This is a genomic window from Desulfobulbus sp. (genome assembly GCF_031547805.1).
Lineage (GTDB): Bacteria > Desulfobacterota > Desulfobulbia > Desulfobulbales > Desulfobulbaceae > Desulfobulbus.
The window spans coordinates 95,107-121,105 of the sequence record NZ_JAVBRQ010000005.1 but is presented as its reverse complement, the minus strand read 5'-3'; the positions used below and the strand labels follow the sequence as shown (position 1 = coordinate 121,105).

23 protein-coding genes, 2 tRNA genes, 2 pseudogenes and 1 riboswitch are annotated in these 25,999 nt (G+C 59.2%); of the genes and pseudogenes, 16 read left to right on the top strand and 11 right to left on the bottom strand.

Features of this window, described 5'->3' with window-relative positions; all coding sequences use genetic code 11:
- The first annotated feature begins 3 nt into the window (after positions 1–3).
- Entirely contained in the window at positions 4–1,365 is a 1,362-nt protein-coding gene (locus RMR13_RS02210) for a sigma-54 dependent transcriptional regulator (RefSeq protein WP_310599009.1), read from the top strand.
- A gap of 380 nt (positions 1,366–1,745) precedes the next feature.
- Here RMR13_RS02210 and RMR13_RS02205 read toward each other — a convergent pair.
- Both RMR13_RS02205 and RMR13_RS02200 read right to left on the bottom strand, forming a co-directional pair.
- Positions 1,746–2,176: pseudogene (locus tag RMR13_RS02205) on the bottom strand (transposase).
- A 644-nt stretch (positions 2,177–2,820) separates the two neighbouring features.
- Positions 2,821–2,897 (bottom strand) — tRNA-Arg (locus RMR13_RS02200).
- 402 nt (positions 2,898–3,299) lie between these two features.
- Between RMR13_RS02200 and rpsT the strand changes: the two genes are divergently transcribed.
- The 6 genes from rpsT (at position 3,300) to RMR13_RS02170 (ending at position 8,434) form a co-directional block, all read left to right on the top strand.
- The gene (rpsT, locus tag RMR13_RS02195) at positions 3,300–3,572 is read left to right on the top strand and encodes a 30S ribosomal protein S20 (protein WP_309411039.1); all 273 of its coding nucleotides are present in this window, start codon (positions 3,300–3,302) and stop codon (positions 3,570–3,572) included.
- Between the two features lie 260 nt (positions 3,573–3,832).
- Entirely contained in the window at positions 3,833–5,320 is a 1,488-nt protein-coding gene (gene trpE, locus RMR13_RS02190; RefSeq protein ID WP_310599007.1) for an anthranilate synthase component I, read from the top strand.
- 3 nt (positions 5,321–5,323) lie between these two features.
- Positions 5,324–5,941 (top strand): aminodeoxychorismate/anthranilate synthase component II, encoded by a 618-nt coding sequence (locus tag RMR13_RS02185; RefSeq protein WP_310599006.1) that lies wholly within the window; start codon positions 5,324–5,326, stop codon positions 5,939–5,941.
- 26 nt (positions 5,942–5,967) lie between these two features.
- Positions 5,968–7,002 carry an anthranilate phosphoribosyltransferase gene (trpD, locus tag RMR13_RS02180; RefSeq protein ID WP_310599005.1) on the top strand — a complete coding sequence of 345 codons (1,035 nt, stop codon included), beginning with the start codon at positions 5,968–5,970 and terminating at the stop codon, positions 7,000–7,002.
- A complete protein-coding gene (trpC, locus tag RMR13_RS02175) occupies positions 6,999–7,763 on the top strand; it encodes an indole-3-glycerol phosphate synthase TrpC (RefSeq protein WP_310599004.1) in 765 nt (254 codons plus the stop codon). The genes trpD and trpC overlap by 4 nt, the downstream gene beginning before the upstream one ends.
- Positions 7,760–8,434, top strand: coding sequence for a phosphoribosylanthranilate isomerase (locus RMR13_RS02170; RefSeq protein ID WP_310599003.1), 675 nt, complete (start codon positions 7,760–7,762; stop codon positions 8,432–8,434). The genes trpC and RMR13_RS02170 overlap by 4 nt, the downstream gene beginning before the upstream one ends.
- On the opposite strand, the gene RMR13_RS02165 is transcribed toward RMR13_RS02170, so the two are convergent.
- Both RMR13_RS02165 and RMR13_RS02160 read right to left on the bottom strand, forming a co-directional pair.
- Positions 8,417–9,304, bottom strand: a complete 888-nt coding sequence (locus RMR13_RS02165; protein ID WP_310599002.1) for a septal ring lytic transglycosylase RlpA family protein — start codon at positions 9,302–9,304, stop codon at positions 8,417–8,419. The genes RMR13_RS02170 and RMR13_RS02165 overlap by 18 nt on opposite strands.
- Positions 9,301–10,758, bottom strand: a complete 1,458-nt coding sequence (locus RMR13_RS02160; RefSeq protein ID WP_310599001.1) for a hypothetical protein — start codon at positions 10,756–10,758, stop codon at positions 9,301–9,303. Before RMR13_RS02160 ends, RMR13_RS02165 begins: the two co-directional genes overlap by 4 nt.
- A gap of 96 nt (positions 10,759–10,854) precedes the next feature.
- Here RMR13_RS02160 and RMR13_RS02155 point away from each other — a divergent pair.
- Positions 10,855–10,931 (top strand) — tRNA-Thr (locus RMR13_RS02155).
- A gap of 50 nt (positions 10,932–10,981) precedes the next feature.
- On the opposite strand, the gene RMR13_RS02150 is transcribed toward RMR13_RS02155, so the two are convergent.
- The 6 genes from RMR13_RS02150 to RMR13_RS02125 form a co-directional block, all read right to left on the bottom strand.
- Positions 10,982–11,893 (bottom strand): GGDEF domain-containing protein, encoded by a 912-nt coding sequence (locus RMR13_RS02150; RefSeq protein WP_310599000.1) that lies wholly within the window; start codon positions 11,891–11,893, stop codon positions 10,982–10,984.
- Between the two features lie 5 nt (positions 11,894–11,898).
- Positions 11,899–12,414: a Rab family GTPase gene (locus tag RMR13_RS02145; protein WP_310598999.1), complete on the bottom strand. Its 516-nt coding sequence runs from the start codon at positions 12,412–12,414 to the stop codon at positions 11,899–11,901.
- Positions 12,415–12,523: 109 nt separating this feature from the next.
- Positions 12,524–14,413: a hypothetical protein gene (locus RMR13_RS02140; protein WP_310598998.1), complete on the bottom strand. Its 1,890-nt coding sequence runs from the start codon at positions 14,411–14,413 to the stop codon at positions 12,524–12,526.
- 161 nt (positions 14,414–14,574) lie between these two features.
- On the bottom strand, positions 14,575–15,339 hold the full coding sequence (locus RMR13_RS02135) for a hypothetical protein (RefSeq protein WP_310598997.1): 765 nt from the start codon (positions 15,337–15,339) through the stop codon (positions 14,575–14,577).
- Positions 15,340–16,094: 755 nt separating this feature from the next.
- Positions 16,095–16,313, bottom strand: coding sequence for a hypothetical protein (locus tag RMR13_RS02130; RefSeq protein ID WP_310598996.1), 219 nt, complete (start codon positions 16,311–16,313; stop codon positions 16,095–16,097).
- Between the two features lie 169 nt (positions 16,314–16,482).
- Complete coding sequence (locus tag RMR13_RS02125; protein WP_310598995.1) at positions 16,483–18,159, bottom strand: HAMP domain-containing methyl-accepting chemotaxis protein; 1,677 nt, start codon at positions 18,157–18,159, stop codon at positions 16,483–16,485.
- Positions 18,160–18,998: 839 nt separating this feature from the next.
- Here RMR13_RS02125 and RMR13_RS02120 point away from each other — a divergent pair.
- The 8 genes from RMR13_RS02120 (at position 18,999) to thiC (ending at position 24,526) form a co-directional block, all read left to right on the top strand.
- Complete coding sequence (locus RMR13_RS02120) at positions 18,999–19,232, top strand: NifU family protein (protein WP_409070241.1); 234 nt, start codon at positions 18,999–19,001, stop codon at positions 19,230–19,232.
- Between the two features lie 5 nt (positions 19,233–19,237).
- Positions 19,238–19,639, top strand: coding sequence for a cell wall hydrolase (locus RMR13_RS02115; protein WP_310598994.1), 402 nt, complete (start codon positions 19,238–19,240; stop codon positions 19,637–19,639).
- 85 nt (positions 19,640–19,724) lie between these two features.
- Positions 19,725–19,822: riboswitch (TPP riboswitch) on the top strand.
- Between the two features lie 89 nt (positions 19,823–19,911).
- Complete coding sequence (gene thiS / locus RMR13_RS02110; protein ID WP_310598993.1) at positions 19,912–20,109, top strand: sulfur carrier protein ThiS; 198 nt, start codon at positions 19,912–19,914, stop codon at positions 20,107–20,109.
- A 3-nt stretch (positions 20,110–20,112) separates the two neighbouring features.
- Positions 20,113–20,889 carry a thiazole synthase gene (locus RMR13_RS02105; RefSeq protein ID WP_310598992.1) on the top strand — a complete coding sequence of 259 codons (777 nt, stop codon included), beginning with the start codon at positions 20,113–20,115 and terminating at the stop codon, positions 20,887–20,889.
- Between the two features lie 24 nt (positions 20,890–20,913).
- On the top strand, positions 20,914–22,023 hold the full coding sequence (gene thiH, locus RMR13_RS02100; protein ID WP_310598991.1) for a 2-iminoacetate synthase ThiH: 1,110 nt from the start codon (positions 20,914–20,916) through the stop codon (positions 22,021–22,023).
- Complete coding sequence (gene thiF / locus RMR13_RS02095; protein WP_310598990.1) at positions 22,020–22,574, top strand: sulfur carrier protein ThiS adenylyltransferase ThiF; 555 nt, start codon at positions 22,020–22,022, stop codon at positions 22,572–22,574. Before thiH ends, thiF begins: the two co-directional genes overlap by 4 nt.
- Entirely contained in the window at positions 22,555–23,217 is a 663-nt protein-coding gene (thiE, locus tag RMR13_RS02090) for a thiamine phosphate synthase (protein ID WP_310598989.1), read from the top strand. The genes thiF and thiE overlap by 20 nt, the downstream gene beginning before the upstream one ends.
- A gap of 22 nt (positions 23,218–23,239) precedes the next feature.
- Entirely contained in the window at positions 23,240–24,526 is a 1,287-nt protein-coding gene (gene thiC, locus RMR13_RS02085; RefSeq protein ID WP_310598988.1) for a phosphomethylpyrimidine synthase ThiC, read from the top strand.
- A 49-nt stretch (positions 24,527–24,575) separates the two neighbouring features.
- Here the strand turns inward: thiC and msrB are convergent.
- Positions 24,576–25,490 (bottom strand): annotated as a pseudogene (gene msrB / locus RMR13_RS15350) (peptide-methionine (R)-S-oxide reductase MsrB).
- Positions 25,491–25,999: the final 509 nt, after the last annotated feature.

The window sequence follows — 25,999 nt, the reverse complement described above, 5'->3', positions numbered from 1 at the left end:
ACGATGCACAAGCGCACAATCCTGGTGGTCGACGACGAGCCCATCGCCCGCGACAACCTGGCCCACATCATCGTCAAGGATGGCCATGCGGTCCGGGTGGCCGCGAACGGCCAGGAGGCCCTGGCACTCTTGCGCAAGGAAGAGGTGGACCTGGTCCTGACCGATCTGCGCATGCAGGGCATCGACGGCATGGCGGTTTTGGAGGAGGCCAAGCGACTGTGGCCCGCGGCCGAGGTGGTGATGATCACCGGTCATGCCAGCGTCGACACCGCGGTCGAGGCCATGCGTAAGGGCGCCTACCATTACGTGGCCAAGCCGTTTAAAATCAACGAATTGCGGGTGATCGTCGACAAGGCTCTGGAAAAAGGCCTGCTGCGGCGGGAAATCCAGACCCTGCGCGAACAGGTCGACGTCGGCAAGGGCACCGGACGGATCGTGGGCCAAAGCCCCAAGATGCAGGCCCTGCGGGAGACCATCAATCAGGTGTCGCAGCTGGACTGCAACGTGCTGATCCAGGGGGAAACCGGCACCGGCAAGGAATTGGTGGCCCGGACCATCCACGAATGCAGCCCCAGGGCCAGGAAACGGTTCGTAGCCTTCAACTGCGGCGTCTTCACCGAGGAGTTGATCGCAAGCGAATTGTTCGGCTACGAGCGGGGGGCCTTCACCGGGGCCGGCAAGGCCAAAAAAGGCCTATTGGAAACGGCGGCCGGCGGCACGGTTTTCTTCGACGAAGTGGGCGAGCTGCCGCTGTCGATGCAGGTGAAGCTGCTGCGCGTGCTCCAGGAACGAACCCTGATCCGGGTGGGCGGCACCGAGGAGGTCGCGGTCGATTTCCGGGTGCTGGCCGCCACCAACAAGGATCTCAAGCGCGAGGTCGAGGCCGGCACTTTCCGCTCCGATTTGTATTACCGGCTCGACGTGCTGACCATCAACGTGCCCTCCCTGGCCGAGCGCAAGGACGACATCCCCGTGCTGATGCGCCATTTCCTCGCCAAGCACGTCCGACCGGGCAGAACCGTGCCCCAACTGTCGTCCGAGGCGGAACGGCGGCTGATGTTCTACGAGTATCCCGGCAATATCAGGGAACTGGAAAACATCGCCCAGCGGATGCTGATCGCCTGCGACGGCGAACCCATCGAGGCCCGGCACATCGCCGCCGCCTTCGGCGACAGCGACGGGGTCGCGGTCCGCGAGCAGCGGCAGGACTGGCCCACCCTGGAGGAACACGAAAAACGCTATATCCTGGAGGTCCTCGACGAGGTGGAGGGCAACCGGTCGGCGGCGGTGAAAATCCTCGGCATCGACCGGGTATCCTTATGGCGCAAGATCAAGCGCTACGGACTGGAACACCCCGACAGCTGATTCTTTTTCCCATTGCGGAAACGCTATAGGCGTTCAATACCCATCTGTACGCCAATGCGTACAGATGGGTGAGTTTACGGGGTGGTCCAGACGGCGTTTTGGCATGCTTATGCGTGGAAATCTAGTTGAGTTGTCACAACGTCCGGGTAGGCAGGTCATGGCAATAGTGACTCGCTTCCACGGAGTATTTTGTTCATATGACGTGGTCCATATGGGAATCTTGAAATTTAGCTCAGTAAGCCTCGTCAGCATCCACCGGGAAATTTTTCGCAAAGATCATGCTCTTCTGGCTTGTAATTCGATCGGTTTTGGGCCTTAGCGGTGCCTCTTTCTGCGCTCAATGGCGTTTTTTTGCCATGTTGCCGCTCTCTGGACGCACTTCACCTGTTGGTAGCCAGAAGCATCCCCATCCGGTCAATGTTGTACGCCAAGTTGCGCAAGCCAATCTTGACCCGAGCCCGGGCTATGCCGATCGTGCGCAACAGCAAATTCCCCGCTCGCTGGGATCAGGCACCTTCTGGCTGATGTGCAGATCGAGAAAGCGGCCAAAAGAGTGCCGGTCGAGAATTTGAAATTCGATCGCATCATCCGACAGATTGTACAACGACTGCAGGATGAGAATCTTGAACAGCAAGATGACATCGTACCCCTTCGGCCCCACATTGGACTGTCGGCCCTTGTCACGAGCCTTTTCGAGCGCCGGACGAAACATATCCCAGTCCACGGCTTGTTTGATCTTGGTCAGCGGGTCTCCGTTTTTGTCGATTTTGTGTAATCGGTCCTGCAGATCAAAAAAACCGGGCTGAATCATGGCGGCTCTCCATCGGGTCATAGGGTGGCAAGGTTCTTTAAAACGATGGAAACAATAGCATATTATCGATAAATCAACAAGTTGAGAGATGAATTCGTTACAAATTACTGCATCTAATTTTCAAGATACCCTGCAACTATTCAGATAGTCGACCACCGAATGGTGGTCAGAAAATCTGTTGAACATACCGCTTTGAGCGGTTAACAATCTTTCAAGCCACCGGCTTTGCCGGTGGTCACTCACTCAATTTCCCCCGGACCGGAGAAAACAAAAAACTTCCCTATCTTCTTGACACCCCGTTTTTTCCGGGTGTTCTGTGTTCAGCATTAATTCTGAACACAGAAGTCTCAAGACTTCCGGAAGGTCTCAGTGGTGGCGACCACTGAGACCTTTTTGTTTTCTACGGCTCAATTGCTCAGCCCATGAAACCTCCGAGCTCGATGAATACCTTGCCGGCCACCTCCCCGATCCGGGGCAGCGCCAGCGCCAAATAAAACAAAAAGGCCCTCCCGGAACGTGGTAACGTCCCAAGAGGGCCTTTCGTTTTGCCGGCGCTGGTCTACGCGTTCAAGCGGCCAGGAGCTGGGGGCGGAAACGGAAAAAGCCCCCTCGGAACATACGTCCCAAGGGGGCTTATTTGCTGATGGTAGACGAGGCGGGATTCGAACCCGCGACCTTTGGCTTCGGAGGCCAACACTCTATCCAGCTGAGCTACCCGTCCACAAAAGAAAATGTCATGATAAGCGAGAGGCAAATATACACCAATCGTCCGGCGGCGCAAGGTATTACGAAATCCGCCCGACAATTATTTCCCGCTCGACACAGCGGCACGCGCATCCGCCGGGCCGCCGTCTGGCTCGCGAACAAATGTGGTCGCATCACCTGGCCCGGAGCAGAGACAGCCAAATGTTTTCCCATTTTCCGCCAAATACGCCGGTCGAACGGCCGAGGCAGCCCTTCTTTCGCCACCCGCAAGACAAGATCGCCCGGCCAACCAGCGGATGCAAAATAACAGCTATTTGCTCGCGAGGACGCTTGACATCCGCCGGCATTTTCTGTATACAGCAAAGCTTACATTTCATTCGTTCATCATTGATGCTTTTATAAGGAGTTAGGAATTCTCATGGCCAATCATAAGTCTGCAGAGAAGAGAGATCGTCAATCGAAGATGCGCCGTTTGCGCAACCGGATGAACAAGTCGGCGATGAAAACCGCCATCCGCCAGGTGGAAGAAGCTCTTGCCGCCGGTTCCGAGGAACAAGCCAAAGCCGCTCTGCAGGCTGCCATTCCGGTGATTTACAAGACCTCCACCAAGGGTTCCATTCACAAGAAGACCGCTGCCCGCAAGGTTTCCCGCTTGAGCAAAAGGGTCAACAAGATGCAGCCCCTTGCCTAAGGTGGAAGCGTTACTCCTCTGCATCTGGTAGTCTTGGTAGTCTTTAAGGCCATGGGCACACAGCGTGCTCCATGGCCTTTTTTGTTGCTTTCGGATGGGGTTCCGTCTGATGCGGCGGCCTGCGAAGGGCCGGGATGTCCGAACTGTGCCGGCATGATGCCGCGATAATCCCGGTTGTTGCTGTTCCAAGGGGCTTGCCGGAAAACCGCATACCACCCCGGACCGCCTGATCCCCGCCACTGAAGTCATAGGTTGTATTCATGTATTTCCCCGAACCGCGCGCTTTCACCGACATGATCCGATCGTTCGATCTTGTACCGGTGCACCGGACCATCGTCGCCGATCTCGACACCCCACTCACCATTTTCGCCAAGGTGGCCGGTGCCGATCCCCACGCCTTTCTGTTCGAATCCATGGAAGGCGGCGAAAAATGGGGCCGCTATTCCTTTATTGGCCTCGATCCGCTCCTCACCTTCACCAGCAGTGGCGGCACGGTGCGCATCGAATACCCCGGCCTGACCGTGGGTGGCGACGAACGCCTGGGTGTCAATCCCCTGGACCAATTGCGGCAGCTGCTCGCCTCGTTCACGGTCAGCAACGCGCCGGGATTGCCCCGGTTTTACGGCGGCGCCGTCGGCTTTCTCGGCTACGACATGGTGCGGTTCATGGAAAAGATCTCCGACCGGCATCCGCCACTCGATCTGCCGGATTCCTCCTTCATGGTGCCGCGGATCGTCCTGATCCATGACGCGATCCAGCAAACCTTGACCGTGGTCTGCAACGTGTGGAACAAGGGCGGCGCCGATACCTCGCGCCTTTACCACGCCGCCTGCCGGCGGATCGACGACATCGTCGAACGGCTCGCCCAACCGATTCCCCAGCAGTTCGTCGCCCAGGACCAGCCCGTCGAGCCGCACCGTTTCACCGCCAACATGAACGAGGCAAGCTTTGCCGCCATGGTCGAGCGGGCCAAGGAATACATTCTCGCCGGCGACATCATCCAGGTGGTGCTGTCGCAACGCTTTCACACCGAGCTGCAGGTCAAGCCCTTTGCCCTGTACCGGGCCCTGCGCCACATCAATCCCAGCCCCTACCTGTTTTACCTTCGCCAGGGGGACATGCTGTTGATCGGTTCCTCGCCGGAAATCCTGGTGCGGCTGGAAGACGGCGACATCGAGTTGCGGCCCATTGCCGGCACCAGAAAGCGGGGGGCCACCCAGGACGAAGACCGGGCCTTGGAGCAGGAGTTGCTCGCCGACCCCAAGGAACGGGCCGAACACCTGATGCTAGTCGACCTTGGCCGCAACGACGTCGGCCGGGTGGCGGCATCCGGCTCGGTGACGGTTCGCGACCTGCTGATGATCGAGCGCTACAGCCATGTGATGCATATCGTTTCCGGGGTGCACGGCAAGCTCCGGCCCGGCCTGGACCAGTTCGACGTGATGGCGGCCTGCTTTCCGGCCGGCACGGTGAGCGGCGCGCCCAAGATCCGGGCCATGGAGATCGTCGACGAACTCGAGGCCGGCCGCCGTGGGCCCTATGCCGGCGCGGTCGGCTATTTCGGCTTCTCCGGCAACATGGATTTCTGCATCGCCATCCGCACCTTTGTCCTCAAGGGCCAGGATGTGTGGATCCAGGCCGGAGCCGGCATCGTGGCCGATTCCGACCCGAAAAAAGAGTACGAGGAAACCATCAACAAGGCCATGGGACTGCGCCGGGCCCTGGAACTGGCTGAAAAGGGGTTTTGAGCCGTGATCGTCATCATCGATAACTACGATTCCTTCACCTACAACATCGTGCAAACCTTGGCCACCGCCCCGCTCGGAGCGCCTTCGGGATGGCAGCCTCCGGAGATCAAGGTGTTCCGCAACGACGCCATCACGATCAGCGGGATCGAATCGCTCAACCCGACGCGGCTGCTCATCTCTCCCGGCCCGTGCACGCCCAGGGAGGCCGGCATCTCCATGGCTTCGATCCTCCACTTCGCCGGCCGCATCCCGGTGCTGGGGGTGTGCCTGGGGCACCAGTCGATCGGCGAGACTTTCGGGGGCAAGGTGATCCGCGCCACCCGCCTGATGCACGGCAAGACCAGCCCGGTCCACCATGACGGCCGCGGCGTGTTCACCGGACTGCCGGTCCCCTTCGACGCCATGCGCTATCACTCCCTGGTGGTGGAGGAACCGCTGCCCGACTGCCTGGCGGCCATTGCCCATACCGATCAGGGCGAGCTGATGGGGCTCAGGCACGCCACCTTGCCGATCGAGGGCGTCCAATTCCATCCCGAATCGATCATGACCGGACCGGGCAGCACTCTGCTGCACAACTTCCTCCGGCCGGACTACGAGCAACTGCTCCGTGCCCCGGCATAATCCCGACCGCGGCAAAGAGGTGATGCATGATTAGAGAAGCGATCGCCAAGGTGGTTGCGCTGGAGCATTTGAGCGAACCAGAGATGATCTTTGTGATGCAGGAGATCATGAGCGGCGAGGCTTCCGACGCTCAGATCGGCGCCTTCATCACCGCGCTGCGGATGAAGGGGGAGACCATCGACGAGATTGTCGGCGCGGTCAGGGTGATTCGGCAGAAAGCCACCTTCGTCGACACCGGCGTCGACACCGGGGCCGGCGAGGTGTTGATGGATATCGTCGGCACCGGCGGCGACGGTTCCGGCAGTTTCAACGTGTCGACCACCACCAGTTTCGTGGTGGCCGCGGCCGGCGTGCCGATGGCCAAGCACGGCAACCGGGCGGTGTCTTCCCGTTGCGGCAGCGCCGATGTCCTGGAAGCGCTCGGCGTCGATCTGAACATGCGGCCCGAGAAAGTGGCGGCCTGCGTGCGCGAAGTGGGCATCGGTTTTCTCTTCGCCCCCATGCTGCACAGCGCCTGGAAATACTCCGTCGGTCCGCGCCGCGAGATCGGCATCCGTACCCTGTTCAACATCCTCGGCCCGATGACCAATCCGGCCGGCGCCAATGTGCAGCTCACCGGCGTGTTTTCCCGCGAATTGACCACGGTCCTGGCCGAGGTATTGGTGCGGCTGGGCATGAAACGGGCGGTGATCGTCTGGGGCGAAGGCAATCTGGATGAAATGACCGTCACCGGTACCACCCATCTGGCCGACGGCCACCTGGGCACCGTGACCGCCTCGACGTTGACCCCGGAAGAAGTCGGGCTGCGGACCGCGAACATGGCGGCCATCCGCGGCGGCAGGAACGCGGCGGAATCGGCGGCCCAGGTTCGATCCGTTTTGGGCGGCGAGGCCGGCGCCAAGCTGGACATGGTCCTGCTCAATGCCGGCACCGCCCTTATGGCCGCCGGCCAGAGCGAAACCATCGCGGCCGGTATCTCCCTGGCCAGGGAAATCATCCACTCCGGGGCGGCCCTGGCCAAACTGGAAGAATTGGTTCGTTTCAGCAGGGGAAGCAAATGATCCTCGATACCATTGTCGCCAGAAAATACGAGGAAGTGGCGGCCCTCAAACGGCGCGGCCTGCCGGTCGCCGACCGGCCCGTTCCACCTCCGCGCGGCTTCATCCGGGCCCTGACCGAAGCGCCGGGCGTGGCCATCATCGCCGAGGCCAAGAAGGCCTCCCCTTCGAAAGGGGTCATCCAGCCCGATTTCGACCCGGTGCGCATTGCCCGCAACTACCGGGACGGAGGCGCCCATTGCCTCTCGGTGCTCACCGATGTCGATTTCTTCCAGGGAGCGTTGTCCTATATCCCTCAAGTGCGCGAGGCGGTCGACTTGCCGGTGCTGCGCAAGGACTTCATCATCGACCCGCTCCAGATCGAGGAAGCCAAGGCAGTCGGCGCCGATGCCATTCTCCTGATCGCCGCCATCCTGGTCCCGGAGCAGTTGCGCGATTTCCGTCTCCAGGCCGAGGCCCTGGGGATGGACGTGCTGGTCGAGGTACACGACGAACGGGAATTGGAGGACGCGCTTGCCGCCGGAAGCCGGCTGATCGGAATCAACAATCGCAATCTCAAAGATTTCTCGGTCAGCCTCGAAATCACCTTTCGCCTGCTGCCCAAGGTGCCGCGAACAATTCCGGTGGTCAGCGAATCGGGGATTGCCCTGGCAGCCGACATGCAACGCCTGCAGGCGGCCGGGGTCAAGGCGGCCCTGATCGGCGAGAGCCTGATGCGGGCCGGCAAGCAGGATCGGTTGTTGCGGGAGTTCCTCGGAAAATGAACGCCGTTGGCCGGGTGCGGATCAAGATCTGCGGCATGACCCGCCTGGCGGACGCGCTGTGTGCGGTCGAGGCCGGGGTCGACGGCCTGGGGTTTATTTTTTCTAGGAAAAGTCCCCGGATGGTCACGCCCGAGACGGCCAGGGCGATCATCGCCCAGCTGCCGCCCCTGGTCGATGCGGTGGGAGTTTTTGTCGACGAGCAGCCGGAGCGGGTGGCTGCAATCGTCCGGGAATGCGGCATCGGCATCGTTCAACTGCACGGCGCGGAATCGCCCGCCTATTGCCGCGAGCTGGCCGTCCTGGCCGCACCCTGCAAGCTGCTCAAGGCCATCCGCGTCGGCGGGCAAACCACGGCCGCCGAGGTGGCGCCCTACCGCGATGTGGTCCACGGCTTTCTTCTTGATACCTATCAAAAAGATGCGGTCGGCGGCACCGGGCAAACCTTTGATTGGGCACTGATCGACCGGCTCGGTCTCACCCGCCCGTTTCTGCTGGCCGGCGGCCTCGATATGGACAACATCGACGAGGCCCTGGCGCGGGTCCGGCCGTACGGCGTGGATGCCAACTCCGGCCTCGAGGATGCGCCCGGCCAGAAAAACCACGGCCTTATCCGCCGGTTCGCCGCCGCGGTCCGCGCCTTAGAAGCTCGCTGTCTAACGGGCCAGCAGTAAGGCGTAGCGGAACCCTTCAGCCTCCAGCTCCTTCTCGTACACTTTGGCCTTGGCCAGCGAATTGCTGGCAAAAATCATTACCCGATAGAGATTCATGCCCGCGGCCGGATACTGCTGAATCACGACGTCGCGTCCCCGCTTGGCAAAGGCCTTGGCCAGGGTGCGGGCGTTCTCGATCTTGACGAAGGCCCCCACCTGCACGTAGAAATTCCCCTTGTCGAAATCCGGAATCGGCGGCGCCTTGGCCGGCGGAGGCTGCGGCTGCGGCTTGTCCGATCCTGCCGGCGGCTTGCCGGTTTCGGCCGGCGGCTTGGCCGGTGCGGTGGCAATCAGTTGCTCCTGTCCCGGTGGCTGCGTTTCCATGGCCAGAATTTCCACCCTGGCGGTCCCCTTGCCGACAATGTCGAGTTCCTTGGCCTTGGTTAAGGTCAGGTCAATGATCCGCTCTTGGACAAACGGCCCTCGGTCGTTGATCCGCACGATCGTCGAACGCCCGTTCTCCAGGTTCTTCACCAGCAGGATGGTGTTCATGGGCAACGTTTTGTGGGCCGCCGTGTCGCCGTACATATTGTAGGTTTCGCCGTTGGACGTCTTCTTGCCGTGGAACGGTTCGCCGTACCACGAGGCAATGCCTTGCTCGACATAACCGATGGCCGAAGGAATGGGGTAATAGGTGGTGCCGTTGATCACATACGGCCGCTGGGTGGCCGGAGTTTTGCTTCTTTTCTTGCCCGACTTGGAGGGAGTTTCGCCTCCTCCACGGGTTCCCGGCGCCTTGGAGGCGCAACCGAAAGCCAGCCCCACCACGAGGATGAGCGCAAGGAGATGAACAAGGCGAAGGGAACGGGATAAAACGGTGAGCAAGGTCATTTCTCTTCGGCGGACAGGAGATGGCGGAACCGGTTCAGGAAAAAAAGCCCGGCCGGACCGGTGGTATGCGGAGTGTACGGCAGCAAACCGGAATTCTTGCCGACGATGTTGTCGAACGGCACCTGCCCGTCGGCTTTGATCATGGACAGATGCAGATCGAGATAGGGGCGGAAGACCTTGATCTTGCCGTCCGTATCCTTGCGCACGATCATCTGCTCCCAGCGGCGCTGCCCGTACCCCAGGTACCAGATGCCCGGCCGCGGTTCGCCGGTCAGGCCGTCGCGCATGGTCAGGGGTTTTTCGTCCGAATAGTGGAGATTATGCTCCAGCAGGGCCTCGACCTCGGAACTTCCTTGGACGACCAGCCGCTCCCACGGTTCGTATTCGTGGCGGTTGGACAGCAGCAGATAGGTGGGTGCGTCGTTGAAGCCCCACTGTCCGTGGCAGACCTGGCAGGCAACCCGCGCGCCGTATTGCCGGTGCGCCGGGTTTCGGAGCAACGGCACCGCGTGCTCCTTGCCATCCGCCCACCCGGTGAGCACCAGCGCCCGGCCGCGCACCGACAACGTATCGAGGCCGGGGGCCGGCTGGCCGGGCCGCCAATCGTGGCAGGCGATACAGGTGATCCGTGGTTCCTGGCGGTCGTGGCCGCTGTGTCGGTGGCAATCGATACAAACGATGCCGCGCTGCCGATGGACGTCGGGCGCAAGATCGTGCCATTCCACCCCGGACGGGCGCGGAGCGGTGTTCAGGCTGGTTTGCGAGGAATAGGGAGTGCGGTACTCCCAGTTGAAATCGTGTTCGAAACGGCCGTAATAGTCACTGCCCACCCGGTTGCCGTAGTGGCAGCTCAGGCATTGCTTGTCCGTGGGCAGGACAAAGGCGTGCGAGGCCAGCTTACCCTTGGCAAAGGCCAGATGGCAGGCGGCACAACCGGTCCCATGGGTGACGGCATCGTAAGTATCGCCCCTTGAATACACATGGCAACGAAGACAGCGGCGGCGCAGCATGTCGTCCGCCAGGGCAAGCGTCCCGGACGCAGGGTCGGCTGCGGGAATGTCGGCGGGCTGCTCCAGGCGGTCCTGGGCGCCGAAGTGTTTGCGCACCGTGTTGATCAGGCCAGACAGGGTAAAATGGCTCGAAGCGGCGGCGGCACGGACCTGGCCGGGATGACAGCTGCCGCAGGCCTGGGCCATCCGGCTAGGATGGCTCGGACGGGCGATCAACCCCGCGTGGGCCTTGTCGACCTGGCCTTCGTGGTCCTGTCCGCCATGGCAGGAGGTGCAGGCCAGTTGGTGCGCCGCATCGAGTTGCACCTCGGCATGGCACCCCGCGCAGCCAATTTTGGCCGGCGAGGTCGTCTCAATGGCAGCGGTGGTTCGTGGAGATGGGGGGGGAGGCTTGGGGTCTTCGGTCCGGCAGCCGGCCAGGGCCAGCAGAAGTATGGCGCGCAAGATGAAAGATCCATTCATAATCTTGACACTCTACCATAAAACTGCTACATCAAGGAACCTCAAATTGTACCTCTCAACAATCCCTCCCAGCACAATGCCGATATAGCTCAGTTTGGTAGAGCGGCTGATTCGTAATCAGTAGGTCACCGGTTCAAGTCCGGTTATCGGCTCCATAAAATCAAGCACTTGGCCCGCAACGGTTAAGTGCTTTTTTTGTCGACCCTCAGCGCATGCACACCCGGTTCTTGCCGCTGCGCTTGGCCTCGTACAGGGCCATATCCACCCGCTGGATGAAGCTGTCCGGCGTTTCGCCCGCCTGATGGAGGCTGCACCCCATGCTCACGGTGAATCCCGGGGCATCGTCCACCACGTGGTCTTCTATGGTTTTCCGGAGTTTCTCGGCAATGGTGAGGGCTTTGCGCAACTCGCAGGCCGGCAGGAGAATGATAAACTCCTCCCCGCCGTAACGCGCCACGATATCGCCCCGGCGCAGGCTGGCCCGCAGTATCCGGCCCAGTGCCCGCAATACCCGGTCGCCGGTGACGTGCCCCAAGGTGTCGTTGATGACCTTGAAGTTGTCGATATCGAGCATGATGGCCGGAAGAGGATGGCTTGTGGATTCGGCCTTGCGAATTTCCGCAGGCAAGGAGTCCATGAACGCGGTCCGGTTCAACAGCATGGTCAGGCCGTCGAGCTGGGATTTTTCCTTGTATACCTCCAGGCTGCGCGACAGGGCACGATTTTCCAGCAGTTGGGCGCGGGCCTTGCCCAAGATCACCGACCGCTCATTAAAGTCATCCTGGAGCAGGCGGATGATGACGATCTGTTCGCCGCCAAAAGTCTGCGCCATGGCAATGAGAGCGGACTCGTCCCCGGTCTTCCCTTCTTCCTGCCAAATGCCCGAGGAAAAGATTCCCGCTTCCCGATCGATGAAAAAGGTTTCCGCATCCTCGAAAAAGATCTCCAGCATGCTGGAGTGCTCCCACGGCTTCACGCAATGCCCTTCCCGCGAAGGCGGGAAAAGGTCGTCGTAAAATGGAGGCGCCTGGCCAAAAAATTCGTATTGTTTCGCATCTACCCGTCTGAGCAAGGCGATATCGAGCGCGCACAGAACCTGCATGGCAAGATGTTCCATGGTCCTCAAACGTTTCTCCCCGCCTTCATCAACATTGCTTCGGCCAGCGTCCTGAATGCCTCTTCCACCGACTGGCCGGTCTTGGCACTGGTGTGGAACACAGGGATTCCTTCGGCCTTGGCCTGGTTCAGCGTACTTTCTGTGAGTTCCCACTGATCGGCCAAATCCGCCTTGTTGACCAAAAGGGCGTTGGGAACCTCGCCCACCTGGTCGAGCACCAAGGAGCGCAGTTCCAGCGCCGTGTCCAAGGTTTCCGCCCGCGTTCCATCGGCAACCACAAAAAATCCCATAGCTCCCCGAAGATATCCGACATTGACATTCGTGAAAATATCTCGGCCTTCCATATCCCACAAGACCAGCGTTACTTCTTGACCATCATCGACAGCAATTGTTTTCTTGCTGATTTTCACCCCTACCGTGGAAAGGTATTTGTCGGAAAAAACAGAGTGTACATACTGCGCCACCAGGGATGTTTTACCCACGGAAAACGCACCGAGCATACAAATTTTTTTGTTGATCATGATACAACGGCACGACTGTGCCGCATGGCACATATTAAAAAAGTAATGGATGCAGATAAACAACGAAGGGATACTGCTTGTTTTGGCAATCCTCTCTCCCGCCGGAAGATTACCGCGTAAAAATATCGACTCCCGAGGTGGCCGGCCGGGCGATATGCACCCGTAGTTCGATCCGTCGGCTCGCCTGATCCTCCTTGGGCACAGAAGCAACCTGCCCGTTTGGCTTTTCCCCCTTGGGATATTGCGAACCCATGCCGTACATGGCGATGGGAATGCTGGAACCCCTGGCGTACAGCATGGCTGCGACCGTGCGCGTCCGGTCCTGGCTGATTTCGTAATTCCTCGTCTCCAGCCCGGTGGCATCCGCGTGGCCATAGATGGTCAGGCTGAGGGTGAATCCTATGCCGCTGACAAGTTTCTCCAACTCTACCAGCGTATCCACCGCCGACGCAAGCTTGGGGATATCCGTTGCCACCGGAATGGCCTTCCCCAGGGGAAATTCGATATCGGCGCTTTCAATCGATTTGATCATGGCGGTGATGCGGTCCAGCAGCGGATCTTTTACCCCGCTCATATCCACCTGCTTGACCCCCGGCAGCGTGCGGGCCGTCTCCTTGGCCCCGGCAATCCAGGCCAGAGGGGCGGTACCGGTGAACGTCAGCATACCTTGGCTGAAATCCATAGTCACTGTTGACGGAAGATCAATGGCGTTTTTCACCCTTCTGGCGACAATGGAAGGATCGTAAGAAATGTAGGGAATTGTGTTGAAGATAAAGGCATCCGGCCGAAAACCCTGTGCCTGCAGCACGTCACCGGGCGTTTTCGCTAGGTCGTCCTTGAGAAGCATGACCTCCCAAGGCCCGTCCGTGTCCTGGCTGACATGGGTCAAGGTGAGACCGGGCTCTTTGCGCAAAAAGTCGAGCCCCGATTGCATGAGCGACATATGGGCCGCCTGCTGCTGCCTGAGTTCGCGGGCGTGGTACCAAAAAGTGCCAATCCCCCCGGCAAGGATCAAAACCGCCAGCAACGGCAGGGCCTTGCCCCACCAGGGAAGTTTCTGGCCTTCCTCTTGATAGCGGGTGACGAGAAAGGGTTCGAGGTGCCGGGTGGCACCGGTAAAAGGAGCGGTGTCCCCCGAAAAGGATTCCAGGGGCTCGGCAAATTCGATGAGCATGGTTTCCAGGGTGGCGCGCAGGCCTTCCCGAAAATTGGATGGCGGCGTGCCGCGCAAAACGCAGGCCAAATACGCCTTGGAATATTTTTCGATGATGATGGTGAAATCTCCCAGATGCAAAGATTCCAACTCACCTTCGGAGCCGCTGGCAAAACAGTCGCGGACAAAATCCTGGATGGCGGTCAGCATGGCCGAAACCATATCCGCGTCTTGCGTTCCCACCCCTTCGTTGGTCAGGTGCGACAAGACCAGCCCGGTTTCGCTGTGAATGAAAAAAAGCTGTTCCACCCGATAGGCAAGGGTGTGCAACAGCACGATTTCACTGAACGGTTTGCCCGTGCGCAGGGCTTCCATTCGCCAGCGCAAGCCTTTCCAGGAAAAGGACATCTCCAGGCTTTTGCTGAAGCCTTCCAGCATGGAGCGGAAGGTTTCGGCAATGGATTTACGAATGGACGGCCCCATCAAGGGGAAGAGCACCCCCACGAAATCGGACTGGTGCCGATTGAGCGAGGTTTTGAGGATGGCATTCACCGCAGGTTCCAGCGCGGTATTCAGGCGGTTGTCGTCGCCGCGCAGAAGCAGGGCTTCGGCGACCACCTCGCTTACCCGCTTGGCGTTCTGGCGCGGATCGTTGAGACTGTCTTTCAGACGCTGGATGATGGCCAGTTCGCGCTGAAACAGCAGTTCGCGCAACCGGTGCAGTTCCTCGTCGTTCGGAATCTCGGGAAGGTCGTTCCACAAGTCCGGGGAGATGGAAGGCGCCTCGCCTTCACGCGCGGGCGGTGCCTGTTCTTCGATGAAAGAAACATTGGATTTTTCCGCCATGGCGGGTATGTCCGTAACGTCGCTTTTCGGAGCAGAACAAGACGATTCCACGGACAAGGAGGGGCAGTCCTCGACCGTCCGGGCCTCCGGCGGGAGGACGGAATGGAGACTTTCCACTTCTCCATCCCCCGGAGGGGACGGAGAAGCGTTCAGGGTATCCGTCATTCTGACGACTCAGAGTATTCCTCGCTGCTATCCTCTTCGATCGTTTCCGAAACCATGGCAATCGGCGGCGCGTCGGTCCACTGGCCGCTCAGTTTCACCGCCATCTCGGTCAAAAGGCTGGAAACTTGGGAGCGGGTGGCCATGTCGTGGCGGATTTGGCCGGCGGTATTGGTCAAAACGTTCAAGGCGTCTTTGTACTTTTGCTCCACCTTGTCGGAAAGTCTGGCGTTTTCAGACAGCAAGAGCTGTCTCAGTTCCCGTTCCGTGGTGTCCAGGGTTCCAGACAGGGCCTTGAGTTTCCGCTCCTGCTCCTGCAACAGTGTGGTCAGGTCGCGCATCACCTGGGCAAGACCTTCGCTGCGTTCGCGCTGCTCGTTTTTCAAAGCCTCCTGGCGTTCGCTTTTCTCGGTCTTGAGGGCATCCAATCTTTCCCGTTGCTCGTTTTTAAGCGCTGCGCCCCGCTCTTCCTGTTCCTCGCGCAAGCGATGCAGAAAGGAAGCGGATTCACTCTTCATAAAGCTCTCCAAGGACTCAATGCGATTCTTGACAGAATCCCTGAGGTCGGAGAGATCACGCTGGAAACGTTCTTCCAAACGCTGGAACCGGTTTTCCACATCTTTCATCTGGGTGCCCAACAGCAGTTCGCGGACTTGTTCCATGGAATCCGACTTGGTAGCGGTCTTACGCATACAATCTCCCTTGGTGGTTGTGGAACCGGACATGGCACTCCCCTTGAGAGGGCCATGCTGCTTGCCCGGCATCTTTTGTACAGCGCTTCACGCCTGACTTGAGGAAGGTAGAGAGAGGGGAAAACACCCCGTCAAAGTCACCTTTAGCGCACAGTGTGTCCGAAATTCAATAAAAAAAAAAGATAGTTGCCTGAAGTTTATCGGTTGCCTCAGTAAAAAAATAAAGCCCTTTGCCTGAAGTTGGATGGTCGTCGTTTCACGTCATCCTCCTTTGGCAGGAAGAAAAGCAGGAAGAAAACCTTCCGCTGACAGGTTTGCTCACGGGACGAACCGAATATTCATTTCCCGGCCTCTTTCCCCTCGCCTCCGGCTTTTTCTTCACCAAGCCGCTGCCTGAAAACTTGCCCCGTTCGTACGGGTCCTCCTGATACTCCGATTTTTTTACTTCTCCAACAATGTGAAATGCAAATAAAATTCATTTTTTCACACAAGCCCCCTTGTGCCACAAACCCGGTCGATCTACATTCAAGTCAAGCCCATGAACATGTGGCTCTTCTCCTCCCCCCTTTGGTTGCCATTCCCCCTTGTGCCAAAGGGGGTTTCTTTTTGCTGTATTTACGGCTGTCGAACCGGCGATTGGCTGCCGATTCATCCAGGCACGGCTTTTTCGCAGAACCTCACCTTAAAAAATACGTATTTAAGATTTTTTTTGGCCCACCCCCTTGTATCGCGGCGAGGGCTGACCTAAGATCAGTATTAGCCAAATCCGTTGGCTGTCTCCTTTTCCCCTTTGGCACTTTCCCCCTGTGCCAAAGGGGTTTTCTTTGTCAAGAAAATGAGAATAAATACCATTTTTGCGCAAAAGCCCCTTGTGCCACGAGGTTGATCGACCTACATTCAAGGTAAGCCTTTTTCATGTGGCTTTTCTCCTTATCCCCTTTGGCTGCCTTTCCCTCTTGAGCCAAAGGGGTTTTCTTTATCCCGCGTTCAAGACGTCTGCCGTTGGCACGTTGGCGCCCCATCCCAAACCGGCCTGGATTGGCCATCCCTGCCGCCGAAAACAGCACCGTTCGATGTGCCGTGAAAAAAATGTGTGCAACCGGGAAGAGATCGAGCGAGCCCGGCCATGGTCCTCAAGAATTTCCGGGCCTCCACAAGTGTATTCCAAAGAAAAGGCTGCAAATCGTAGCGAGCTTGCCGCACATTGCCGCGCTCTCAGCGATGAATTTTGAAAATCTTTGCGATGTCGTTGAGTTCAACGGCCATTCCACCGAGGGTCTCAGCGCTGTCCTTCACTTGCACACTGCTGGTTGAGATATCGTCGCTCGACTCATTGATCGTGGCAATATCCTGGGCAATGCGAGCGGCCACGGCGGTACTCTGGTTGACATTGGCGCTGACTTCGCGCAACCCATGCGATGTTTGGGCGATATTGCTGGCAATATCCTGCGTGACCGTTGACTGTTCGCTCACGGAATCGGCAATCGCGGAAACGATAGTGTTGACGTTGTCGATGATGGACGAAATGGTGTCGATCTCTTGCCCGGCAGCAGCTGTGACCCCTTGAATGCCGGCAATCTGATTTTTAATATCCTGGGTCGCACCCGCGGTTTGCTTGGCCAATTCCTTGATCTCATTGGCAACAACCGCAAATCCCTTCCCCGCCTCCCCGGCCCGCGCCGCTTCGATGGTGGCGTTGAGCGCCAGTAAGTTGGTCTGTTCGGAAATCTCGGTGATGGTTTCGGTCACTTTGCCGATGGCCAAGGCGGCCTCGCCCAGCACCGCCATTCTCTCGCCGGCATTTTTCGCCTGCTGCACAGCTTCCTGGGAGGTGGTGTTGGCGTCGATGGCGTTTTGGGCGATCTGGCCGATGGTTGCCGACATTTCCTCGGTCGCGCTTGCGACCATGGCGGTGTTGGCGGTCGACTGCTCCATGGTGGTGGCAATCGCGCTGAGATTGGCGCACATCTTTTCCGCAGCCTCGGCAACGTTCCGGTTTGAATTCAGCGTCTCGGTGGTCTTGACCGTCATGCGGCCCGAGATGCCGGTCAACTGGGTTGCCTCCTTACCGGCTTCGGCGGAGTGTTCGGTGATTATCCTGACAAAATCCTGCACTTTTTCGATAAAGCCATTGAATAGCCGGACCAGCTCTTCCAGTTCATGAATTTTTTCATCGCGCAGGCGAATGGTCAAATCTCCATTGGAAACATTCTTGATCCCGGTAATGACCCGATTGATCGGGTTGGTAATTTTACAGGCAACAAAATAGGCGATCACAGACCCCATGAACGTGGTCAGCAAGCAGATACCGATTTCCTTGATCAGCAATTCCCGCATTTTTTCATCGTGCTTTTTCACCGACACATCGACACAGACAATGCCGTCGGTTCCGCCATCACTCAGCACAATGGGAGCGTACGCTGAAAGAAACGTCCCCCATTTGTCCGTGTAAAAATCATCCTCGACAACAACACCCGAATGCGAGCTGAGCGATTTTCCCTGGGCAGGGGTCACATCGTCGTACTGCTCGCCCAGGTGAGCCATTTCGTCCTTACTGTCATTGGCATCCACCACAAACACCACGGCCCCGGTCGCATGGTTTTTCCTCATGGTGTAGACCGAGCTGATATCATCGTCGCTCAGGCGAACTTTCTGCAGCACATCGTGGATTTTCAAATAGTTCTTCGAACCCTCATCGGCCTGATCCTGCAATGTTTTGTGCAGGTCGGCATCGACTCCCAGCAAAGCCAGCTTAACGATCAGTTCCAGTTTGTCCCGAAGTTCTTTGCTGTAATCGGCCTTGGCGGCAAGGTATTGCGAAGCGGCAAACAAAACAGATATCCCCAGACAAATACCGACAAAAGACATTAACAACAACGAGCGTAGCTTCATGAGTGCACCTTCAATTATGAAAACGACAAAAATTCTTTCCGATTTTTCTTGCTATGATTCGGCAGACCGCCTTGGGCGGGTCGTTTCTTACCAGCCGTCGGCCTCCGAAATCCTGCAGCGCGGTTTACTCCCCGCGAGCGGGGAAATCGATTGCCGCCCACGGCACAAGCACACCTCCAACCGTTCGAGAAGGCGTGTTTTCGCGGGCAAGAACCATGGGAACCGCGTTTGACTCATCATATGAATTAGCCAATGATATCAAAAAGAAAAACCACTGACAAATTTTACCTGCACAAAGAGCTAAACAGATCTTGTCCCCAGGAAATCCTGTGCCACAGGCAAGCGCACGCTTCATATCGACAGCCAGCCGACCGACCGATTTCGCGTCTGCCATAGACGACAGGCTTGCTGACGATGACGGCCGGAAACCTCAGCCGAATCGGTCGGCACGGCGGCACCGGTCCCTGAAAATCGACCATGATTCAGCGTCACCTAAAAATCGACTCAGGCGACAATCCCCCGGTGACGGGTTTGCCAAGGCATGTTTGCAAGCACAAATCCAGTAATAATCAGGGTTCCCGCTCGGTGTCTCCCTGGCAAATTGTAATCATTCCATCCACTGCAATTTCCATATAAAAAATCGAAAAAACAATAAATTAGAAAACTAATTGCCGCCACAGCGGACAATGCAAATAAATATCATATTTTTCTAATTTATTTCAAATAGTTATGATATTGATGACAAAATATTGGGATTGTTTTCTTGTCTGATCATCCCAATGCTGATATAATCGCGCTCATTCCAATGGCGGTTGTGCTATCGGACCAAGGAGTTTTTTATGCAACAATTGCAAGAAACCGTTAAAAAAATACTGGATCAAATCCGCCCGACCTTGCAGCGGGATGGCGGCGACGTCGAGTTCGTCGGCATCGGTTCGGATCAGGTGCTCAAAGTCCGGCTCACCGGAGCCTGCCAAGGGTGCCCCATGTCTCGTATTACCCTGAAGGAGGGAATCGAGAAGTTCGTCAAAAGCGAACTTCCGACCATCCGGGCCGTAGAGGCGGTCGAATAGTCGTTATGCCCATCGGTTTTGTCGAGAGCCTGTTCTGGCTCAGTCTCAATATCTATCACGAATCTCGCGGCGAGCCGGAAATCGGCCAACTCGCCGTTGCCCATGTCACCCTCAACCGTGCCATAGAAGAAAACAAAAGCCTCGCCGACGTCATTCTGGCCCCCAATCAGTTCAGCTGGACCTTCCAGAAAAAAAGCTACGCCCCCCTGGAGATCAATCCCCTCCAAGAAAGCCTGCGCATGGCCCTCAAGGCGATGACCACGCCGGATTTCACCAAAGGTTCGACCTTCTACCATCATATCGACGTTGCCCCGGGATGGGTTGCGGGCAAGGCCTACATCGGCCGTTACGGTTCGCATAAATTTTACCGTCAGGGCGACGCGCCGATCTCAGCCGCAGCTTTTTAACCTTCCTATCCGCGTCGTCATTTTCCAGGCCGCATAGCCTTCCCACCGGACGGTTGACAAACCAGCGTCTCTCGCTTATAAACAAGCCCATCGCTAGGGGTGCAATCCTGCTGAGAGGAAACCATCCAACCCTATGAACCTGATCCGGTTAATACCGGCGAAGGGAAGCGGACAAGACAACGATTATCCGGGACCATCCGGATTTCCGGCCTGCAAGCCGCTTGCCCTTCCCCTTCGAAGGCAGGCGGCTTTTTTTTTGGGGATAAAACGATATGGACATCGTGGTCAACGGAGTGCAAGAAACGGTTCCGGCCCGCACTGTCGCCGAGTTGGTGGCGGAAAAAGGATTGGCCGCCGGCGCGCTGGTGGTGGAACTGAACCAACGGATCATCAAGCAAGAACAATGGCCACAGACCCGGCTCCAGGCCGGCGATAGGCTGGAATTATTGAGTTTTGTCGGTGGAGGCTGATTCATGACGACCGATGATGCATTGCAACTGGGAGGCGTGCGTTTCACCAGCCGCCTGTTCACCGGAACCGGCAAGTTTGCCGCCAATGCCCAAATCCCCAAGATGCTGGCCGCCAGCGGCTCGCAGATGATCACCGTGGCCTTGCGGCGGATCGACGCCCAGGCGAAGCAGGAAAATATTCTTGCGTATATTCCCAAGGAAGTGACCCTGCTGCCCAACACCTCGGGGGCGCGAACCGCCGAACAGGCGGTGCGCATCGCCCGCATCGCCCGCGAGGCCGGCTGCGGCGACTTCATCAAGATCGAGGTGATCACCGACATGAAATACCTGATGCCGGATAATTGGGAGACGCTGAAGGCCACCGAGATCCTGGCCAAGGAAGGGTTCGCGGTCCTGCCCTATGTCTTGCCCGACCTGCCGCTGGCCAAGCGCCTGGAAAACGCCGGCGCGGCGGCGGTGATGCCGCTGGGCGCGCCCATCGGCACCAACCGGGGGCTGGAAACCAAACCGTTGATCGAACTGCTGATCGAAAACTGCGAGGTGCCCGTCGTGGTCGATGCCGGCATCGGCCGGCCGTCCCAAGCCGCGGCCGCCATGGAAATGGGGGCCGACGCCGTGCTGGTCAACACCGCCATCGCCACCGCCGCCGATCCCGAAACCATGGGCCGGGCATTCGATCTGGCGGTCAGGGCGGGACGGATGGCCTATCTTGCCCGCCTGGCCGAGGAATCGTCCCTGGCCCGCGCCTCGTCGCCGCTCACCGGCTTCCTCGACGATTAAGCCAGGAGAGTAAAGGAGCAGCCCATGTCTTTTTTCGCAACCGTCGACCATTACCGGGAATTCGACTCCGATCGGTTTTTGGCGCAAGTAACCGATGCCGACGTCGAACGCGCCCTGGCCAAGGACAAACCCGGCGCCATGGATTACCTCACCCTGCTCAGCCCCAAGGCCGCGGGCCATCTGGAAGCCATGGCCCGCAGGGCGCATCAACTGACCGTCCAACATTTCGGCCGCACCATCCAGATGTTCATTCCGCTCTACATCTCCAACCACTGCACCAACCACTGCGCCTATTGCGGCTTCAATCACAACAACCCGATCCTGCGCCGCAAGCTCAGCCTGGAGGAAATCGAGACCGAGGCCCGCGCCATCGCCGCCACCGGCATGCAGCACATTCTGTTCCTCACCGGCGAGGCCCCGCGGTTCACGCCCATGGAATACCTGGAGGAGGCGGCCCGCCTGTTGAAACGGTATTTCGCCTCGGTGGCCATCGAGGTCTATCCACTGGAGGTGGAGGAGTATCAACGGCTCCGGCAGGCCGGGGTCGACGGGATGACCCTGTTTCAGGAAACCTACGACCAGGCGGTGTACAAGCGGGTCCATCCGGCCGGCCGGAAAAGGGATTACCACTGGCGGCTCAACGCCCCGGAGCGGGCCGCCCAGGGCGGCATGCGGGCGGTCAACATCGGCCCCCTGCTCGGCCTGGCCGAACCGCGCCGCGAGATGTTCTTCACCGGCCTGCATGCCCGCTATCTGGAAAACACCTATCTGGAGACCGAGGTGGCAATTTCCCTGCCGCGCTTCAACGCTGCCGAAGGCAATTTCCTCCCCGATTTCCATGTGAACGACAAAACCTTCGTCCAATTCATGACCGCGCTGCGCATTTTCCTGCCCCGGGCCGGATTGACCATTTCCACCCGCGAGAGCGCCGTCTTTCGCGACCGCATCCTGCCGTTGGGCGCCACCCGCTATTCCGCCGGTTCCAGCACCGGGGTCGGCGGCTACACCGAAATCCGGGTGGAGCAGACGCCCCAGTTCGAGATCACTGACGACCGCAGCGTCGACGAGGTGGCCGCAGCCATCGTGGCCCGGGGCTATCAGCCGGTCTACAAGGATTGGGATCTGATCGGATGACCGTCAAGACAGGCATCGCCGGCGTAGGCGGCATCGGCTCCAACGTGGCGGTCAACCTGGTGCGCAGCGGCATCGGCCCGCTGAAAATCGTCGACTTCGACCGGGTGGATGCCTCCAACTTAAACCGCCAGTTTTATTTTGCCGACCAGATCGGCCAGCTCAAGACCGAGGCCCTGGCGCACAACCTGCGCCGCATCCGGCCCGAGCTCCAAATCGAGGCCGTGACCGCGAAGATCGGGCCCGCCAATTGCCGTTCGATCTTCGCGGACTGCGACCTGGTCGTCGAAGGCTTCGATGGCCGGGAAGACAAGAAAATGTTGCTGGAGCTCCTGGGCGCGGACCGAATCGTGGTCTCGGCCTGCGGCATTGCCGGCAGCGACCTGGTTTCCATCCGTACGCGGCGCATCGGCTCCAGCTTCATTGTCGGCGATTTCGCCACCGACTGCGACGAAGCCCCGCTTTTTGCCCACAAAGTGGGTACAATCGCCAATCACATGAGCGCGATCGTCCTGCATTATCGAGGTATGGCCCATGACCTTTCCCTCAGCTAAACCCACATTCCCCGCCGGTGTCTACGGCATCACCGCCGAAAAATTTTCCGCCGGCCGCACCAATATCGAGGTGGCGCGCGAGATGATCGCCGGCGGCATCCGCCTGATCCAGTACCGGGAAAAGAGGCCGGCCAAAAGCTTCGCCGAGATGCTCGCCGAGTGCCGGGCGATCCGGGCTCTGACTCGCGAGGCCGGCGTGCTGTTCATTATCAACGACTATCCGGATCTCGCCCTGCTGGTCGATGCCGATGGCGTGCATGTCGGCCAGGACGATTTTCCGGTGCCCGAGGTCCGGCGGCTGATCGGCCCCGACAAACTGATCGGGCTTTCCACCCACGAACCGGCGCAGGCCGCCGCCGCGGTCGCGGCCGGTGCCGACTACATCGGGGTCGGGCCGATTTTCAGCACCCAGACCAAGGAAGACGTCTGCGCCCCGGTGGGCCTCGAATACCTGGACCATGTGGCGTGCACCTGTCCCCTGCCCTTCGTGGCCATTGGCGGCATCAAGGAGCACAACCTCGGCCAGGTGATGGCGCGGGGCGCCGCCACGGTCTGCCTGGTCACCGAAATCGTCGGCGCCGCCGACATCGCCGCCACGGTCCGGCGGCTGCAAGCGGCCTGCCTCGCTTCCATCAACGCTTAGCATCCATCCAAGGAGAACCGACATGCAACACGCCACCCAGATGACCGCTGCCCGCCGGGGCGATCTTACCCCGCAAATGCGGCAGGTGCTTGCCGACGAAAAAATCCACGAATCCGACCTGTTGGCCCGGATCGCCGAAGGACGGATCGTCATCCCGGCCAATCGCGAGCATAAAAGCCTGGTCGCCAAGGGCATCGGTACCGGCCTCACCACCAAGATCAACGTCAACCTCGGGGTGTCCGAGGACTGCTGCAACGTCGAGGCCGAATTGAACAAGGTGCGCCGTTCGATCGAACTCAAGGCGGATGCGATCATGGATCTCAGCACCTTCGGCGATACCCGCGCCTTCCGCCGCCGCACCGTGGAGATCAGCCCGGTGATGATCGGCACGGTACCGGTGTACGACGCCGTGGCCCGGTACGGCAAGGCCGTGGCCAACATCTCGGTGGATGATTTCTTCGACGTGGTCCGCATCCACGCCGAAGACGGGGTCGACTTCATGACCATCCATGCCGGCCTGACCCGGACCGCAGTGGAGCGGCTGCGCGCCAATCCCCGCCTCACCCACGTGGTCAGCCGGGGTGGCTCGCTGCTTCTGGACTGGATGATCACCAATGACCGGGAAAATCCCTTTTACGAACATTTCGACCGGCTGCTCGATCTGTGCCGGCAATACGACGTCACCCTCAGCCTGGGCGACGGCCTGCGTCCCGGCTGCCTGCGCGACGCCACCGACGCGGCCCAGATCCAGGAACTGATCGTCCTGGGCGAACTGACCAAACGCTGTTGGCAGGCCGAGGTGCAGGTGATGATCGAGGGGCCGGGCCACGTGCCGCTCAACGAGGTGGTGGCCAACATGCAACTGGAGAAAAAGCTCTGCCACGGAGCGCCGTTCTACGTGCTCGGACCGATCGTCACCGACGTGGCCCCGGGCTACGACCACATCACCTCGGCCATCGGCGGTGCCCTGGCCGCTGCCTCGGGCGCCGATTTCCTGTGCTATGTCACCCCGGCCGAGCACCTGCGGCTGCCGGACGCGGACGACATGAAGGAGGGCATCATCGCCTCGCGCATCGCCGCCCACGCCGCCGACATCGCCAAGGGCATCCCCGGCGCCATGGATTGGGATAACGCCATGAGCCAGGCCCGCAAGGACCTGGATTGGAACAGGATGTTCGACCTGGCCCTGGATCCGGAAAAAGCGCGCGCCTACCGCGCCTCGTCGCAGCCGCTTGATCAAGAGGTCTGCACCATGTGCGGCGACCTGTGCGCGGTCAAGCGCAGCCGCGCCCTCCTCGAGGGTAAATAGCCCCGGCAGGATACCGGCGGTCTTGCCGCTTCAGACGGGTCGGGGCGGATCACTCGAACAGGCGATTGAACCGGCCCAACCCCTCCGCCTCCAGCTGCTCCCTGGGCACAAAGCGGAGGGCCGCGGAATTGATGCAGTAACGCAGTCCGGTGGGGCCCGGACCATCGGGAAACAGATGGCCGAGATGGGAATCACCACCCTTGCTGCGCACCTCGGTGCGGCGGGTCAGGAGGCTCCAGTCCGACTTTTCAACAATGTTTTCCGCCAATAAGGGCTTGGTGAAGCTGGGCCAGCCGGTGCCGGAATCGTACTTGTCGGTCGAGGAAAACAGGGGTTCGCCGGAAACGACGTCGACATAGACACCCTCCTGCTTGTTGTCCCAGTAGGCATTGACAAAGGGCGGTTCGGTGCCGTTGTTCCGAGTGACTTCGTGCTGCAGCGGCGTCAACCGCCGGTGCTGGCTTGCCGCCGGATGTTCCCGGCCGTTGCCGGCCTCCTGCCAGGTCCGGCGCAGGAAGTCGTCACGGCCGGAGCCTTGACGATAGTACATGTAGCGCAACGGATTTTTTTCGGAAAATCCCTGGTGGTAGGCTTCGGCCGGATAGAATGCCTTCGCGGGCAGGATGGGTGTGACCAGCGGCTTGTCGAAGACGCCGCGTGCCGCCAACTCCTATTTTGAGGCCTCTGCCTGGAGCCGCTGCTCCTCGGAATAATAAAAGATGGCCGAGGTGTAGGCATGGCCCCGGTCGACGAACTGGCCGCCGGCATCGGTTGGGTCGATCTGACGCCAGAAGGTGGCGAGCAACTGCCGATAGCTGACCAGGTCGGGGTCGTACACCACCCGGACCACCTCGATATGGCCGCCGGCCGCGTAATTCTCGTAGCTCGGATTGGCCGTGTTACCGCCGCCATAACCCGACTCGACCGCCACCACGCCGCCGAGCCGTGCAAAAGGTGTCTCCATGCACCAGAAGCAGCCTCCGGCGAACAGGGCCGTTTCCCGTCTTCCCTCTTCTTCCCCGGATTGTCGCGATCCGGCCTCCCCTCCTGCCTGCGAATCGATTGCCCATGCCCAGCCCGCTGCCGGGCAACCGATGAGCCGAAAAAAAGTGCGCCAGGAAAACATGATGGCCTCCTCAATATCAACTTGAGAACAATTCTTTTTCCCCTTACAATAAGTCTGTTTCCCACGTGCACCAGAATCTTTTCCCCAAACAAACAACTGATTACCGCTCAAATGCAGCCGATTGCATCCTGGAGGGTATTCTGCTGAAATTTCTTGAGATTTCTCCTCACTGCGTTCGTCGAAACGACCAGCAAAGGACGTTCGAGACAAGGATAACGCTGGCCACAGGGTCATCTCGAACGCAGAGAGAGATCTCGTTTGATCGACCGGCTCTCCGAAGTGTCAGGACACCGCCGATTGCCGGCAAACGAGCTTGGCTGAAGTTCGATGGTAATCAGAAATAAAAA